This is a genomic window from Neomesorhizobium albiziae (genome assembly GCF_900114255.1).
Classification (GTDB): domain Bacteria; phylum Pseudomonadota; class Alphaproteobacteria; order Rhizobiales; family Rhizobiaceae; genus Neomesorhizobium; species Neomesorhizobium albiziae.
Map to the genome: position 1 here is coordinate 43,393 of NZ_FOSL01000001.1, position 12,312 is coordinate 55,704.

Annotated in this window: 14 protein-coding genes and 2 tRNA genes; 5 read left to right on the plus strand and 11 right to left on the minus strand. The window is 62.3% G+C overall.

All coding sequences use genetic code 11. From position 1 onward, the window contains the following. Positions 1–18 precede the first annotated feature (18 nt). The 9 genes from F3H98_RS30935 to F3H98_RS00260 all read right to left on the minus strand — a co-directional run bounded on the left by F3H98_RS30935 (position 19) and on the right by F3H98_RS00260 (position 7,191). Positions 19–891: an NADH-quinone oxidoreductase subunit E gene (locus F3H98_RS30935; RefSeq protein ID WP_188130289.1), complete on the minus strand. Its 873-nt coding sequence runs from the start codon at positions 889–891 to the stop codon at positions 19–21. Between the two features lie 82 nt (positions 892–973). Further along, a complete protein-coding gene (nuoF, locus tag F3H98_RS00225) occupies positions 974–2,278 on the minus strand; it encodes an NADH-quinone oxidoreductase subunit NuoF (RefSeq protein ID WP_149757092.1) in 1,305 nt (434 codons plus the stop codon). 10 nt (positions 2,279–2,288) lie between these two features. After that, positions 2,289–3,551: an NADH-quinone oxidoreductase subunit E gene (locus F3H98_RS00230; RefSeq protein WP_149757094.1), complete on the minus strand. Its 1,263-nt coding sequence runs from the start codon at positions 3,549–3,551 to the stop codon at positions 2,289–2,291. Next, positions 3,552–4,742 carry an NADH-quinone oxidoreductase subunit D gene (locus tag F3H98_RS00235; protein WP_149757096.1) on the minus strand — a complete coding sequence of 397 codons (1,191 nt, stop codon included), beginning with the start codon at positions 4,740–4,742 and terminating at the stop codon, positions 3,552–3,554. Positions 4,743–4,784: 42 nt separating this feature from the next. Further along, positions 4,785–5,174, minus strand: a complete 390-nt coding sequence (locus F3H98_RS00240) for a four helix bundle protein (protein ID WP_149757098.1) — start codon at positions 5,172–5,174, stop codon at positions 4,785–4,787. 21 nt (positions 5,175–5,195) lie between these two features. After that, positions 5,196–5,798, minus strand: coding sequence for an NADH-quinone oxidoreductase subunit C (locus tag F3H98_RS00245; RefSeq protein WP_149757100.1), 603 nt, complete (start codon positions 5,796–5,798; stop codon positions 5,196–5,198). Between the two features lie 9 nt (positions 5,799–5,807). After that, positions 5,808–6,389, minus strand: a complete 582-nt coding sequence (locus F3H98_RS00250) for a NuoB/complex I 20 kDa subunit family protein (protein WP_149757102.1) — start codon at positions 6,387–6,389, stop codon at positions 5,808–5,810. Beyond that, positions 6,380–6,745, minus strand: a complete 366-nt coding sequence (locus tag F3H98_RS00255) for an NADH-quinone oxidoreductase subunit A (RefSeq protein WP_149757104.1) — start codon at positions 6,743–6,745, stop codon at positions 6,380–6,382. The genes F3H98_RS00250 and F3H98_RS00255 overlap by 10 nt, the downstream gene beginning before the upstream one ends. Before the next feature lie 369 nt (positions 6,746–7,114). Continuing rightward, positions 7,115–7,191: transfer RNA gene (locus F3H98_RS00260), tRNA-Asp, on the minus strand. 204 nt (positions 7,192–7,395) lie between these two features. Between F3H98_RS00260 and F3H98_RS00265 the strand changes: the two genes are divergently transcribed. Continuing rightward, positions 7,396–7,471: transfer RNA gene (locus tag F3H98_RS00265), tRNA-Val, on the plus strand. A gap of 79 nt (positions 7,472–7,550) precedes the next feature. On the opposite strand, the gene F3H98_RS00270 is transcribed toward F3H98_RS00265, so the two are convergent. After that, positions 7,551–8,450, minus strand: coding sequence for a LysR substrate-binding domain-containing protein (locus tag F3H98_RS00270; protein ID WP_149757106.1), 900 nt, complete (start codon positions 8,448–8,450; stop codon positions 7,551–7,553). A gap of 125 nt (positions 8,451–8,575) precedes the next feature. On the opposite strand from F3H98_RS00270, the gene F3H98_RS00275 reads away from it, so the two are divergent. The 4 genes from F3H98_RS00275 (at position 8,576) to nhaA (ending at position 11,901) form a co-directional block, all read left to right on the plus strand. Continuing rightward, complete coding sequence (locus F3H98_RS00275) at positions 8,576–8,755, plus strand: hypothetical protein (RefSeq protein ID WP_149757108.1); 180 nt, start codon at positions 8,576–8,578, stop codon at positions 8,753–8,755. 332 nt (positions 8,756–9,087) lie between these two features. Further along, the gene (locus F3H98_RS30940) at positions 9,088–9,225 is read left to right on the plus strand and encodes a hypothetical protein (RefSeq protein WP_188130290.1); all 138 of its coding nucleotides are present in this window, start codon (positions 9,088–9,090) and stop codon (positions 9,223–9,225) included. Positions 9,226–9,548: 323 nt separating this feature from the next. Beyond that, positions 9,549–10,487: a GlxA family transcriptional regulator gene (locus F3H98_RS00280; RefSeq protein ID WP_348524431.1), complete on the plus strand. Its 939-nt coding sequence runs from the start codon at positions 9,549–9,551 to the stop codon at positions 10,485–10,487. Between the two features lie 223 nt (positions 10,488–10,710). After that, complete coding sequence (nhaA, locus tag F3H98_RS00285) at positions 10,711–11,901, plus strand: Na+/H+ antiporter NhaA (protein ID WP_149757112.1); 1,191 nt, start codon at positions 10,711–10,713, stop codon at positions 11,899–11,901. 55 nt (positions 11,902–11,956) lie between these two features. Here the strand turns inward: nhaA and F3H98_RS00290 are convergent, their stop codons facing one another. Continuing rightward, complete coding sequence (locus F3H98_RS00290) at positions 11,957–12,304, minus strand: beta/gamma crystallin family protein (RefSeq protein WP_149757114.1); 348 nt, start codon at positions 12,302–12,304, stop codon at positions 11,957–11,959. Positions 12,305–12,312: the final 8 nt, after the last annotated feature.

The following is a 12,312-nucleotide window of genomic DNA, read 5'->3' on the forward strand; positions in this document are numbered from 1 at the left end:
AAGCGGCCTCGCCGCCTCCTAGTGCACGTTCTTGGCCGGCTTGCCGGCACGCTTCGTCGTCTTGGCCAGCGCGGTGGCCTGTTCGATCCAGCCGTCGCGGCCGATACGGCCCTTAAAGCCGAGATAGTCGTCCAGCCAGGCGGTTTCCTCGCGGCTGAGCGCGGCCACCTGTCCATAAGTCCAGATGCCAAGACCGTTCAGCACGGTTTCAAGCTTGGGGCCGACGCCGGAAATCAGCTTCAGGTCGTCTGGCTTCCTCGGCTTCTCCACCGCCTGCGGCTGCCGGAAATCCTCCGGCATCAGGTCGGCAGCGGCTTCGACGCTGACTTGTGCAGCGGGCTCTTCGGCAATTTTTTCAATGGTTTGCGGCGCCTGGCTCACGGATTTCGCGATGGGAGCAGCCGGTATTTTCGGCTCTTTGACAGGCTTCGCCGCGACTTCGGGCGCGTCAACCTTCGCCACGACTTCGGGCGTGCCAGCCTTTTCGACATCACTGACGCTTGCTTCAGCCGCCTTGGCGACTGTCTCCACCGCATCGCGCGTCACCGTCTTCGCTTCGGCGATCAGCGTGTCCGCTGCGTCACGCGCGCGCTTTGCCGGCGTTTTCGTGCGGTCGCGGAAATCGTCGGCCGTCGCCTCGTCGAGGAACGGCTGGAACATGCGCTGCGACACTTCGACGGCGCCGGCGACAGTGCCCATCCAGACGCCGAACACCTGGCTGGCAACGCCTAGCCCCAGCGCTGAAACCGCAGCAACGCTGGCCACCGGATGCACCATCAGATTGACGGCGCCGGTGAACTCCTTCGGCATCAGTGCGGAAATTTCCTTGTTCATCGCTTCCAGTTTTTTCAAATCGGGCAACAGTTCATCGGGAGTTGGAAATATCGACATTGGTGTTCGCCTCCTTGCCGTTCCGGGTACCCTCTTCCTGCCGTTTCCTTTCGGACCTTCGGTCCGCACTTTCGTTCTTCGTCTATTCGGCCGCCACCATGACCGGCTCGGCGCGATGCGCGTTGCGGGTGAACTCGTCAATGCGGCGCTCGATCTCCGGGCGGAAATGCCGGATCAGGCCCTGGATCGGCCACGCGGCCGCATCGCCCAATGCGCAGATCGTGTGGCCCTCCACCTGCTTGGTCACGTCGAGCAGCATGTCGATTTCGCGCTTTTGCGCTTCACCGCGCACCAGCCGCTCCATCACCCGCCACATCCAGCCGGTGCCCTCGCGGCACGGCGTGCACTGGCCGCAGCTCTCGTGCTTGTAGAAGTAGGAAAGCCGGGCGATCGCCTTCACGATGTCGGTCGACTTGTCCATGACGATGACCGCCGCCGTGCCGAGACCGGATTTCAAGTCGCGCAGCGCGTCGAAATCCATCGGCGCATCGATGATCTGCTCGGCCGGCACCAGCGGTACCGAAGCTCCGCCCGGAATGACCGCCAGAAGATTGTCCCAACCGCCGCGAATGCCACCGCAATGCGTCTCGATCAGTTCGCGGAACGGGATCGACATCGCCTCTTCGACGGTGCACGGATTGTTGACGTGGCCGGAGATGCAGAACAGCTTGGTGCCGACATTGTTGGGCCGGCCGAAGGACGAGAACCAGGCAGCGCCACGGCGCAGAATGGTCGGCGCCACCGCGATCGACTCGACATTGTTGACCGTCGTCGGGCAGCCATAAAGGCCGACATTGGCCGGGAATGGCGGCTTCAGGCGCGGCTGGCCCTTCTTGCCCTCGAGGCTTTCCAAAAGTGCCGTCTCTTCGCCGCAGATATAGGCGCCGGCGCCGTGATGGACGTAGATATCGAAATCGTAGCCGTTCTTGTTGCCCTTGCCGATCAGCTTGGCGTCATAGGCCTCGTCGATGGCGCGCTGCAGCGCTTCGCGCTCGCGGATGAACTCGCCACGCACATAGATGTAGGCGGCAACCGCGCCCATAGCGAAACCGGCGATAAGGCAGCCCTCGACCAGCGTATGCGGGTCGTGGCGCAGGATATCGCGGTCCTTGCAGGTGCCGGGTTCGGATTCGTCGGCATTGACGACGAGATAGCTCGGCCGACCGTCGCTCTGCTTGGGCATGAACGACCATTTCAGGCCGGTCGGGAAGCCGGCGCCGCCGCGCCCGCGCAGGCCCGACGCCTTCATCTCGTTGACGATCCACTCGCGGCCCTTGTCGATCAGACCCTTGGTGCCGTCCCAATGGCCGCGCGACATCGCGCCGGCCAGCGACTTGTCGAACTGGCCGTAGATATTGTTGAAGATGCGGTCCTTGTCCTGAAGCATTGTTCGTCCCTCAGACCGGCTTCTTGCCGAAAACCCGGATGTACTCGGCGACCCCGCCCTTGGCGAGCGCCTTGGCCTGCTTCACCCAGTCCTCGCGCTCGATGCGGCCATGGAAGCTCAGATAGCCGTCGACCCATTCGCGCTCGGCCTTCTTCCACGAAGCCACCTGCGCATAGGTGAAGATGCCGAGATCATGCAGCGTTTTTTCAATCTTCGGACCGACGCCGGAGATCATTTTCAGGTCATCGACGGCAGACGGCCGCGCAATGCCGGCGGGACGGTTCTTGTCCTCCAGCGAGGGCTTCGCCGGCTTGGCCGTGGCCTTCTTGCCGCCAGCGCCGATCGGCTCGCCCTTCAGCATTTCCGGAGACGTGTATGCGCCTTCGGGAGCCGCCTTGCGCGAAGCGCCCTTGCGCTGCCTGTTTTCGACGGCTTCCACGGCGGGTTCGGCCTTGTTTGCCTGGACGGCGCTGAATTTAGGTGCCGGCGACGCCGTCTCGGCAGATGGTGCGGGCCTCTTGGCCGACTTGGCTGGCGCCTTCAGGGCCGGATCGGTCTCGGGCGCGTCGGTCTTCGGCTTTGCCGCATTCGAAGGCGGGACCTGTGCCTCTGCCCTGACGGCCGCCTTGCTCTCCCTCGCGCGCGTTGCCTTCAGGATCGGCTTCTCGCTCTTAAGCGACGTGAGGCCCGATTCCGGCGCAGAATAGATGCGGCCGTTCTGCGGGCCGGGCGTCACCGAACCGCCCTTGCCGGCCTCGAACGTATCGATGATCTCGGCCAGGCGCTCCGGCGTCAGGTCCTCGAACGTGTCCTTGAAGATCATCACCATCGGTGCGTTGACGCAGGCGCCGAGGCACTCGACCTCTTCCCACGACAGCGTACCGGCCTCATTGGTGTGGAACTGGTCGTGATGGATTTTCGAGCGGCAGACGTCCATCAGCGCTTCCGAGCCGCGCAGCATGCAGGGCGTGGTGCCGCACACCTGAACATGGGCGCGCGTGCCCACCGGCTTCAACTGGAACTGCGTGTAGAAGGTCGCCACTTCAAGCGCGCGGATATAAGGCATCTCCAGCATGTCGGCGATGCTTTCGATCGCCGCCTTGGTGACCCAGCCTTCCTGCTCCTGCGCCAGCATGAGCAGCGGGATCACGGCCGACTGTTCACGCCCCTTGGGGTATTTCTTGATCCAGGTTTTCGCCTGCGCGGTCATCGCCTTGTTGAAGGTGAATGACGCTGGCTGGACGCTGGCTTCTGCGAGACGGCGGACACTCATTTAACGGTCGACCTCACCAAACACGATGTCGAGGGAGCCGAGGACGGCGGAGATGTCGGCCAGCATGTGGCCGCGGCACAGGAAGTCCATCGCCTGCAGATGCGCGAAGCCGGGCGCCCGCAGCTTGCAGCGGTACGGCTTGTTGGTGCCATCGGAGACGAGGTAGACGCCGAACTCGCCCTTCGGCGCCTCGACCGCCGCATAGACCTCGCCGGCCGGCACGCGATAGCCTTCGGTGTAAAGCTTGAAGTGATGGATCAGCGCTTCCATCGAACGCTTCATCGCCGGACGCTTCGGCGGCACCACCTTGCCGTCTGTGTTGGACACAGGCCCGACCTTCTCCTTGCCAAGCAGGAGATCGACGCACTGCCGCATGATCTTCGCCGACTGACGCATCTCTTCCATGCGGATGAGATAGCGGTCGTAGCAATCGCCGTTCTTGCCGATCGGGATGTCGAAATCCATCTCCGAATAGCATTCGTAGGGCTGCGACTTGCGCAAGTCCCAGGCAGCGCCCGAACCGCGCACCATGACGCCCGAAAAACCCCAGGCCCATGCATCGTCCAGCGACACGACGCCGATGTCGACGTTGCGCTGCTTGAAGATGCGATTCGGCGTCAACAGGTCATCGAGGTTCTTCACCGTCTGCAGGAACGGGTCGATCCACTTGCCGATATCCTCGACCAGTTGATCCGGCAGGTCCTGGTGCACGCCGCCCGGCCGGAAATAGGCCGCATGCATGCGCGCGCCGCAGGCCCGCTCGTAAAACACCATCAGCTTTTCGCGCTCTTCGAAGCCCCACAGCGGCGGGGTGAGAGCGCCGACGTCCATCGCCTGCGTGGTGACGTTGAGCAGATGCGACAGGATGCGGCCGATCTCGGAATAGAGCACGCGGATGATCTGGCCGCGCTTCGGCACATCGATGCCGAGCAGCCGCTCGACAGCCAGCGAAAACGCATGTTCCTGGTTCATCGGCGCGACATAGTCGAGGCGATCGAAATACGGGATCGCCTGCAAATAGGTCTTCGCTTCGATCAGCTTTTCGGTGCCGCGATGCAGAAGCCCGATATGCGGGTCGACACGGTCGACAACCTCGCCGTCGAGCTCCAGCACAAGGCGCAAAACGCCATGCGCGGCCGGATGTTGCGGGCCGAAGTTGATGTTGAAGTTACGGACAGAGGTTTCAGCCATGGATCGATCCGCCGTGAATGGTGAATGGTGAATGGTGAATGGTCATTCTCCATTCTCCGTCTGACTGAGTGATCGGACGAACTGCACGAATCGCTTCCCCAACCTTTCCGAGCGCGTCATCAGATCGGCAGTTTGCTCCGCCGACAGAAGACCCACACGGCCGGATAGCAATGTTTGCGTTTCGAGTTCCTTCAATGAACCCTGCGCAATCCGCAAGAAATGCACAAACGACCTGCGTTGCGCCCGACCGAAACCCTCCGCGATGTTGGATGGGATAGAGACGGCGGCGCGACGCATTTGAGACGACATGCCGAACATCTCCTCGCGCGGGAAGGCGCGAGTGAGCGAATAGACCAGTTCGGCGATTTCCATCGCCTCTTTCCAGACGATCAGATCGCGGTAGTCGCGTATCTGGTCCGCCCTTTCGTCCATTCACCATTCACCACTCACTATTCACTGTTTCGCCTTCTCATCCCCCGGCAGCACATAATCGGTGCCTTCCCAGGGGCTGAGAAAATCGAAATTGCGGAATTCCTGCTTCAACTCGACCGGCTCGTAGACGACGCGCTTCATCTCGTCGTCGAAGCGCACTTCGACAAAGCCGGTGAGCGGAAAATCCTTGCGCAGCGGATGGCCTTCAAAACCGTAATCCGTCAAAAGCCGGCGCAGGTCCGGATGGCCGGAGAACAGGATGCCGTAGAGATCGTAGGCCTCGCGCTCGAACCAGTCGGCGCCGGGATAGACGCCGGTAACCGAAGGCACGGGCGTCACCTCGTCGGTCGTCAGCTTGACGCGGACGCGCACATTCTGGCGCGGCGAAAGCAGATGATAGACGACATCGAAGCGGTTCGGCCGCGACGGATAGTCGGCGCCGCTGACATCGATGAACGACACGAACTGGCACTGCTTGTCGTCGCGCAGGAAAGTGAGCATCGCGACGATGTCGGCGGCATCGACCGAAACGGTCAGCTCGCCATAAGCCATCACCGCATCGCGGATCTTGCCATCCAGCTTAGCCTTGAGGTGGGCCGCGAGAGTGTCGAGGGCTTCGCTCATGATCGTCTCTCAGCGCTCGATCGTGCCGGTGCGGCGGATCTTCTTCTGCAGCATCAGGATGCCGTAGAGCAGCGCTTCCGCGGTCGGCGGGCAGCCGGGCACATAGATGTCGACCGGCACGACGCGGTCGCAGCCGCGCACCACCGAATAGGAATAATGATAGTAGCCGCCGCCATTGGCGCAGGAGCCCATCGAGATGACGTAGCGCGGCTCCGGCATCTGGTCATAGACCTTGCGCAGCGCCGGCGCCATCTTGTTGGTCAGCGTGCCGGCGACGATCATCACGTCGGACTGGCGCGGTGAGGCGCGCGGCGCGATGCCGAAGCGCTCGGCATCGTAGCGCGGCATCGAGATATGCATCATCTCGACGGCGCAGCAGGCCAGTCCGAAGGTCATCCACATCAGCGAGCCGGTGCGCGCCCAGGTGATCAGCGCCTCAGACGAGGTGACGATGAAACCCTTGTCGGACAGTTCGTTGTTGAGGTCGCCGAAGAAGCGGTCGTCCGCACCGATCGGTTTGCCGGTATTGGGGTCGATGATGCCCTTCGGCCGCGGTGCGACAAGCGTGCTGGAAGCGTCGTTCAATCCCATTCCAACGCTCCTTTTTTCCATTCGTAGATGAAGCCGATGGTCAGCACGGCGAGGAACACCATCATCGACCAGAAGCCGAGCATGCCGATCTGGCCGAACGACACCGCCCACGGGAACAGGAACGCCACTTCGAGGTCGAAGATGATGAACAGGATCGACACGAGATAGAAGCGCACGTCGAATTTCATGCGCGCGTCGTCGAAGGCGTTGAAGCCGCATTCGTAGGCCGAAAGCTTTTCCGGATCCGGGTTGCGGTAGGCGACCAGGAACGGCGCCACAATAAGCGCCAGACCCACGGCGAGCGCGACGCCGATGAAGATCACGATGGGCAGATATGAACTGAGGAGTTCGTTCATGGTCCAACTTTCCGTTGGCGGTCGATCCGCCATAACTACAGCATCGGACCGGATTTCGGAACCGCGACAGTTTGGCTGGAACAGCCCTTCGCGCGTCGGCCTTGCTGCAGTGCGGCGAGGGTTAGCGCAGGCGACATGGCAGCGCAAGTCCATCATGGCCGAACCATGACCCAAATAAATATGGACTTTTTCACTCAACTTTATTGGCCAAATCAACGACTTGCGAACGCGGTTCCGCTGCAAAGCAGATGCACGGACACGCCGGCAGGCGGACCGAAACAAACCCGCGACCGGCGAACCAATGTCGTACCAGGACGGCTAAAAGCTGAAGCTTACTGGAGGCAAGGGTCCAAAACCCTTGAGGAGAAATGGCGCGAGTGACGGGGCTCGAACCCGCGACCTCCGGCGTGACAGGCCGGCACTCTAACCGACTGAGCTACACCCGCGCATTACCGGCGGCAACAAGGCGTTGCGTCGGTGAGCGGTGGATTAAGGGGTTCGATGTGGAGTGTCAAGCGTGCCAAACACGCTTTCCGACATCTCTATCACGCTTTTTTGAGAAGTCGGCAAAGCCGCATGAAGCTCACCCTGCGGCACTTCGATTTATCCTTGCGGTCGCGATTGGAACCGCTTAAACGTCCGCGCGGATAGGGCGATTAGCTCAGTTGGTAGAGCGCTTCGTTTACACCGAAGATGTCGGCAGTTCGAGCCTGTCATCGCCCACCATCCCCTCTTCAGGACAGCGATCCATCCCGCCGCCGATTCGCGAGGCGGAGGCGGCGTGCTCCGCCCCCCGCGTCCATGGTCAGAACTTCCCCGTTTCCTTGAACGTCTCGAAGGTAGCGCGGATATGGTCGGCCGCAGCCCTTACCGGCGCCTGCGCGTCGGGTGCCACCAGCATCGCCAGGCTGTAGTTGCCGATCGTCGGCAGGCCTGCCTTGGGGCCGAGTTCCACCATATCGTTGGTGATAAAGGATTTCGGCAGCGGCGCGACCGCAAGGTCGGCCATGATCGCGGCGCGCTGGCCCGCCGTATGCGCACTCATATATGCGATGCGATAATTGCGTCCGTCGCGACCCAGCGCCTCGAGCGCCCCTGCCCGCCAGGCGCACCCCTCCTCCCAAACCGAGACCGGCAGCGGTTCGCGCATATGTGCGCAGCCGCCCTTGGCGCCCGCCCAGACAATCGGTTCGGTAAGCAGCACTTCGGCGCCCGCGGCATCGATCTTGCTGGAATTGGTGAGCAGCGTGATGTCCAGGGCCCTGTCGTCCATGCGGCGGCGCAGATTGCTGCTCTGGTCGATGATGACGTCGACGGCGATCGAGGGATGCGATTGCGCAAAACGCTTGAGAACGTTGGGCAGCACACGCTCGCCGTAGTCGTCCGGCGACCCCAGCCTTACCACGCCGGTGATGTCGGGAATGATGAATTTCGACACCGCCTCCCGGTTCACCGCCAGCATGCGGCGGGCATAGCCGAGCAGCATCTCGCCATCCGTCGTCAGTGTCACCGAGCGCGCGTCGCGCGCGAACACCGAACGGCCAAGGATATCTTCAAGCTTCTTGATCTGCATCGAGACCGCCGAGGGCGTGCGGAACACGGCATTCGCGGCGGTGGTGAAGCTGCCCGTCTCGGCAATCGCCACAAAGGTGCGCAGCACGTCGAGATCGAGCAATGGCAGCGGGTGATTGAGTGGTGCGGTCATCGGCTTTGCTCTTCAATTTTTCTGAACAGGACGATCACTTCATTTCGATTGATTGAACATCAATACCGGGAGATAGTCAAGATGCGAGTTGGGAAATGCCCGCCGCAACAGAGAGGAGAAGGAACATGTCTGTTTATTCAACATTGAGCACAATCGCCGCCGAGTGGCGTTCAGCCCGCGACGAAGCCCGCACCCGCCGCATCGTCGGCTCGCTGCCGATCGAAATCCAGAAGGACATCGGCTGGCCCGACAGCAATGAAGGCCGCCAGTTCACCAGGAATTCGACCCGGTCCGACTACCGGTGATCGCCGATGGTCGCGATCTCGCCTGCACCGCAGGATTTGCTCTTCCTGCGGTGCAGCATCGCCGACCCAGTCATGCACTGCACGCATGACGCACATGAAATAGGCGCATAGCGCCTTAAAAATCAGCCTACTGCCTTGTAAATAAACAGCATTTCGGCGGAATTGGCGAAAAAGTGTCGTTTTTCGTGTCGCTTTTCATATCAAGCGCTTCGCTTTTTCCACTTTGTGTGCGCCGCACAACCACTATATCAGCGTCATCAAACGAGCTGCCCCACTCCTTAGGCGACTATGCGAAGGCACCCCGTGTAACTCAGCTGCATGGATAACGTGTCATGAAACTTTTCTCTCGCTTTTTCGGCCGCCGCGACTCCAACCTGACCACCGCCCTTGAGCGCCAGCGCCTCGGCAAGACCATGCCCGGCCAGACGGCTGCCATGGCGGGCGCGCGTCTCGGCGTCCTCGTCAACTGACATCCCGTTTCCGGCCGCTTCCCTGCCGGCCGACTGCATGAACGCCGCGCCCTGGCCTTGCCACGGCGCGGCGTTTTGTCGTCCGCATCGTGCCGCCATGGCCTGCTCGCAGGTCGGCAGCCGCAGTGCGGCAAACCAGGCAATGTCGCAAATATTGATGCCGCAACGTCACCCACCCCATTGACAGCAAACATCTTTCCTGATGACGCTTTGCTGATCGCGACATCCTGTCAGCGACATTGCCGCCGTGTGAGGACCCCTTGAACGTCATCAGGCATCCGATCAAAAGATCGCTTGTTTTCTTCCTCGTCCCCGATTTCACCATGGTCGCCTTTGCGACGGCGCTCGATCCCCTGCGGATCGCCAACCGGATGCTCGGCTATGAGGCTTACAAATGGCGCCTCGCCAGCCTCGACGGCAAACCGGTGCAGGCCTCGAATGGCGTCGAATGCGCGGTCAACACTTCGCTTGAAGACGAACGCAAGAAGATGTCCGGCTCCGACCGCCCCTCGATGGTGGTCGTCTGCAGCGGCATCAATGTCGAGACCTACCAGAACAAGTCGACCTTCGCCTGGCTGCGCGAGGAATATAATCGCGGCGTCGCCATCGGCGGCCTGTGCACCGGAGCCTATGTGCTCGCCTCGGCCGGGCTGCTTTCCAACAAGCGCTGCGCCATCCACTGGGAGAACCTGCCAGGCTTCTCCGAAGCCTTCCCCAAGGCCAATGTCTTTGCCGATCTCTTCGAGGTCGACCAGAACATCTACACCTGCGCCGGCGGCACCGCCGCCCTCGACATGATGCTGAAGCTGATCGGCGACGATTTCGACGAGAATCTCGTCAACCGCGTCTGCGAGCAGGTGCTGACCGACCGGGTGCGCAGCCCGACAGACCGCCAGCGGCTGCCGTTGCGCGCGCGTCTGGGCGTGCAAAACGCGAAAGTGCTGACCATCATCGAACTGATGGAGGCAAATCTCTCCGAGCCGCTGTCGCTGATCGAGATCGCCGACGAGGTTGGCCTCTCGCGCCGCCAGATCGAGCGCCTGTTCCGCACAGAGATGGGGCGGTCGCCGGCCCGCTACTACCTGGAAATCCGGCTCGACCGTGCCCGTCACCTGCTGATCCAGTCGTCGATGCCGGTGGTCGAGGTCGCCGTTGCCTGCGGTTTCGTCTCCGCGTCGCATTTTTCGAAATGCTACCGCGAACTCTACGCCCGCTCGCCGCAGCAGGAGCGCGTCGACCGCAAGCAGCTTCTCGCCGCATAAGCATGTCACGCAAAAAGGCGCAGCGATTTTGCGATAAACGACACGCGTAAATATCAAAGACTTGAAGTGCGGGGAGTGAACCCTTGAGATCCCAGCGCTTAGAGGCTCGGCGCAACCCCGCCGTTTCGGAACTGCGACGATGCTGCCGGTGGTAGCGGGCCGGAGGGGCTGCTAGGTTCGACGCGAATGGCCGCAGCGGCCGACCCGACGGAAAGGCCGGCGCATGAGCCCACACGCCAAACACCCCCAATCCGCGTTTCGCGAATTCATCACCAGCGAAAGCGCCGGCGGCATCGTGCTGATGGTGGCGGCGACACTTGCCCTGGTGGTTGCGAATTCGCCGCTGGCGCCATCCTATTTTTCCGCCCTGTCGGCCTATCTCGGCCCGCTCAACGTCGCGCACTGGATCAACGACGGCTTGATGGCGGTGTTTTTCCTGCTGGTCGGCCTGGAGATCAAACGCGAATTCCTCGACGGCCAGCTTTCCACCTGGCCGCGGCGCATTCTGCCCGGCATTGCGGCTGCCGGCGGCATGGCGGCTCCCGCGCTGATCTTCGTCGCCTTGAACAGCGACAGTCCTGAAACGCTGCGCGGCTGGGCCATTCCCACCGCCACCGACATCGCGTTTGCGCTGGGCGTGCTGTCGCTGCTCGGCAACCGCGTGCCTGCCTCGCTGAAGGTTTTCCTTACAGCGCTTGCCATCATCGACGATCTCGGCGCCGTTATCATCATCGCGCTGTTTTACACCTCGGGCCTTTCGCTCGCCTGGATGGCGGCGGCCGCCGCCATCCTTGCCGCGCTCGTCGCCCTCAACCGTTTCGGCGTCATGCGGCTTGCGCCCTATCTCGTGCTCGGCCTGCTTCTGTGGGTGGTCGTGCTGAAATCCGGCGTCCACGCCACGCTGGCCGGCGTTGCCCTGGCGCTGACCATCCCGCTCGGCCGCACGCCGGGCGTGCAGGACCATCCCGCGGATTCGCCGCTGCACACGCTGGAGCATGCGCTGCACAAGCCGGTTTCGTTCTTTGTCATCCCGGTCTTCGGCTTCGCCAATGCCGGCGTGCCGCTCGGCAGCATCTCGGCGGCTTACTTTCTCCAGCCGCTGACACTCGGCATCACCCTCGGCCTGGTCCTAGGAAAGCTGATCGGCGTGTTCGGCACGGCCTGGCTGGCTATCCGCTTCGGTCTTGCCGACATGCCGGCGAATGCCTCGATGCGTCACCTGCTCGGCGTCGCCTTCCTGTGCGGCATCGGCTTCACCATGAGCCTGTTCATCGGCCTGCTGGCCTTCCCGGACGCAGTTGCCATGCAGGGCGCGCTGAAAGTGGGTATCCTCAGCGGCTCGCTGGTATCAGGCTTGCTGGGGGTGGCGATCCTGCTGTTCTCGCCGCGCACCGGCGGACCGAGTTCGCGTTAGAAGTACCGGGGCACAACGCGCCCCCGCGTGGACGCGTTATGCGATACACTGAGGCTCAATAGTTGTCGTAGTCGTCGCAATAACATTCGGCCGACGAGATACGGTCGTTCCAGCGCCGGCCCAGATTGGGCACGCGCCGCGAAATTTCGGCGGATGCCCCCTGCATGCGCGCGTGCTCGAAGATCACCAGCGTGCAGCCGCGCGCCACCCTCACCGAGGACACCGCGTCATTCCAGAACTGGCCGGCCCGGAAGCTGACGCGCTGGTCCGGGGCCATGGCGATGACCTCGCCGCGAAAGCCGGCATGCTCGAACATCAGGCAGGCATCGCCATAATCCTGCGCACTGGCGCTGCCGACAGCCAGCCCCGAAACCACCATGGCCAGAATTGCGGTTTTCTTCATTCCAGTCA

Coding starts and splice junctions, on each gene's coding strand:
- nhaA (WP_149757112.1), top strand. CDS start 10,711: ATGAGCCCACACGCCAAACACCCCCAATCCGCGTTTCGCGAATTCATC.
- F3H98_RS00290 (WP_149757114.1), bottom strand. CDS start 12,304: ATGAAGAAAACCGCAATTCTGGCCATGGTGGTTTCGGGGCTGGCTGTC.
- F3H98_RS00245 (WP_149757100.1), bottom strand. CDS start 5,798: ATGAGCGAAGCCCTCGACACTCTCGCGGCCCACCTCAAGGCTAAGCTG.
- F3H98_RS00240 (WP_149757098.1), bottom strand. CDS start 5,174: ATGGACGAAAGGGCGGACCAGATACGCGACTACCGCGATCTGATCGTC.
- F3H98_RS00275 (WP_149757108.1), top strand. CDS start 8,576: ATGTCTGTTTATTCAACATTGAGCACAATCGCCGCCGAGTGGCGTTCA.
- nuoF (WP_149757092.1), bottom strand. CDS start 2,278: ATGCTTCAGGACAAGGACCGCATCTTCAACAATATCTACGGCCAGTTC.
- F3H98_RS00270 (WP_149757106.1), bottom strand. CDS start 8,450: ATGACCGCACCACTCAATCACCCGCTGCCATTGCTCGATCTCGACGTG.
- F3H98_RS30940 (WP_188130290.1), top strand. CDS start 9,088: ATGAAACTTTTCTCTCGCTTTTTCGGCCGCCGCGACTCCAACCTGACC.
- F3H98_RS00280 (WP_348524431.1), top strand. CDS start 9,549: ATGGTCGCCTTTGCGACGGCGCTCGATCCCCTGCGGATCGCCAACCGG.
- F3H98_RS00230 (WP_149757094.1), bottom strand. CDS start 3,551: ATGAGTGTCCGCCGTCTCGCAGAAGCCAGCGTCCAGCCAGCGTCATTC.
- F3H98_RS00250 (WP_149757102.1), bottom strand. CDS start 6,389: ATGGGATTGAACGACGCTTCCAGCACGCTTGTCGCACCGCGGCCGAAG.
- F3H98_RS00255 (WP_149757104.1), bottom strand. CDS start 6,745: ATGAACGAACTCCTCAGTTCATATCTGCCCATCGTGATCTTCATCGGC.
- F3H98_RS00235 (WP_149757096.1), bottom strand. CDS start 4,742: ATGGCTGAAACCTCTGTCCGTAACTTCAACATCAACTTCGGCCCGCAA.
- F3H98_RS30935 (WP_188130289.1), bottom strand. CDS start 891: ATGTCGATATTTCCAACTCCCGATGAACTGTTGCCCGATTTGAAAAAA.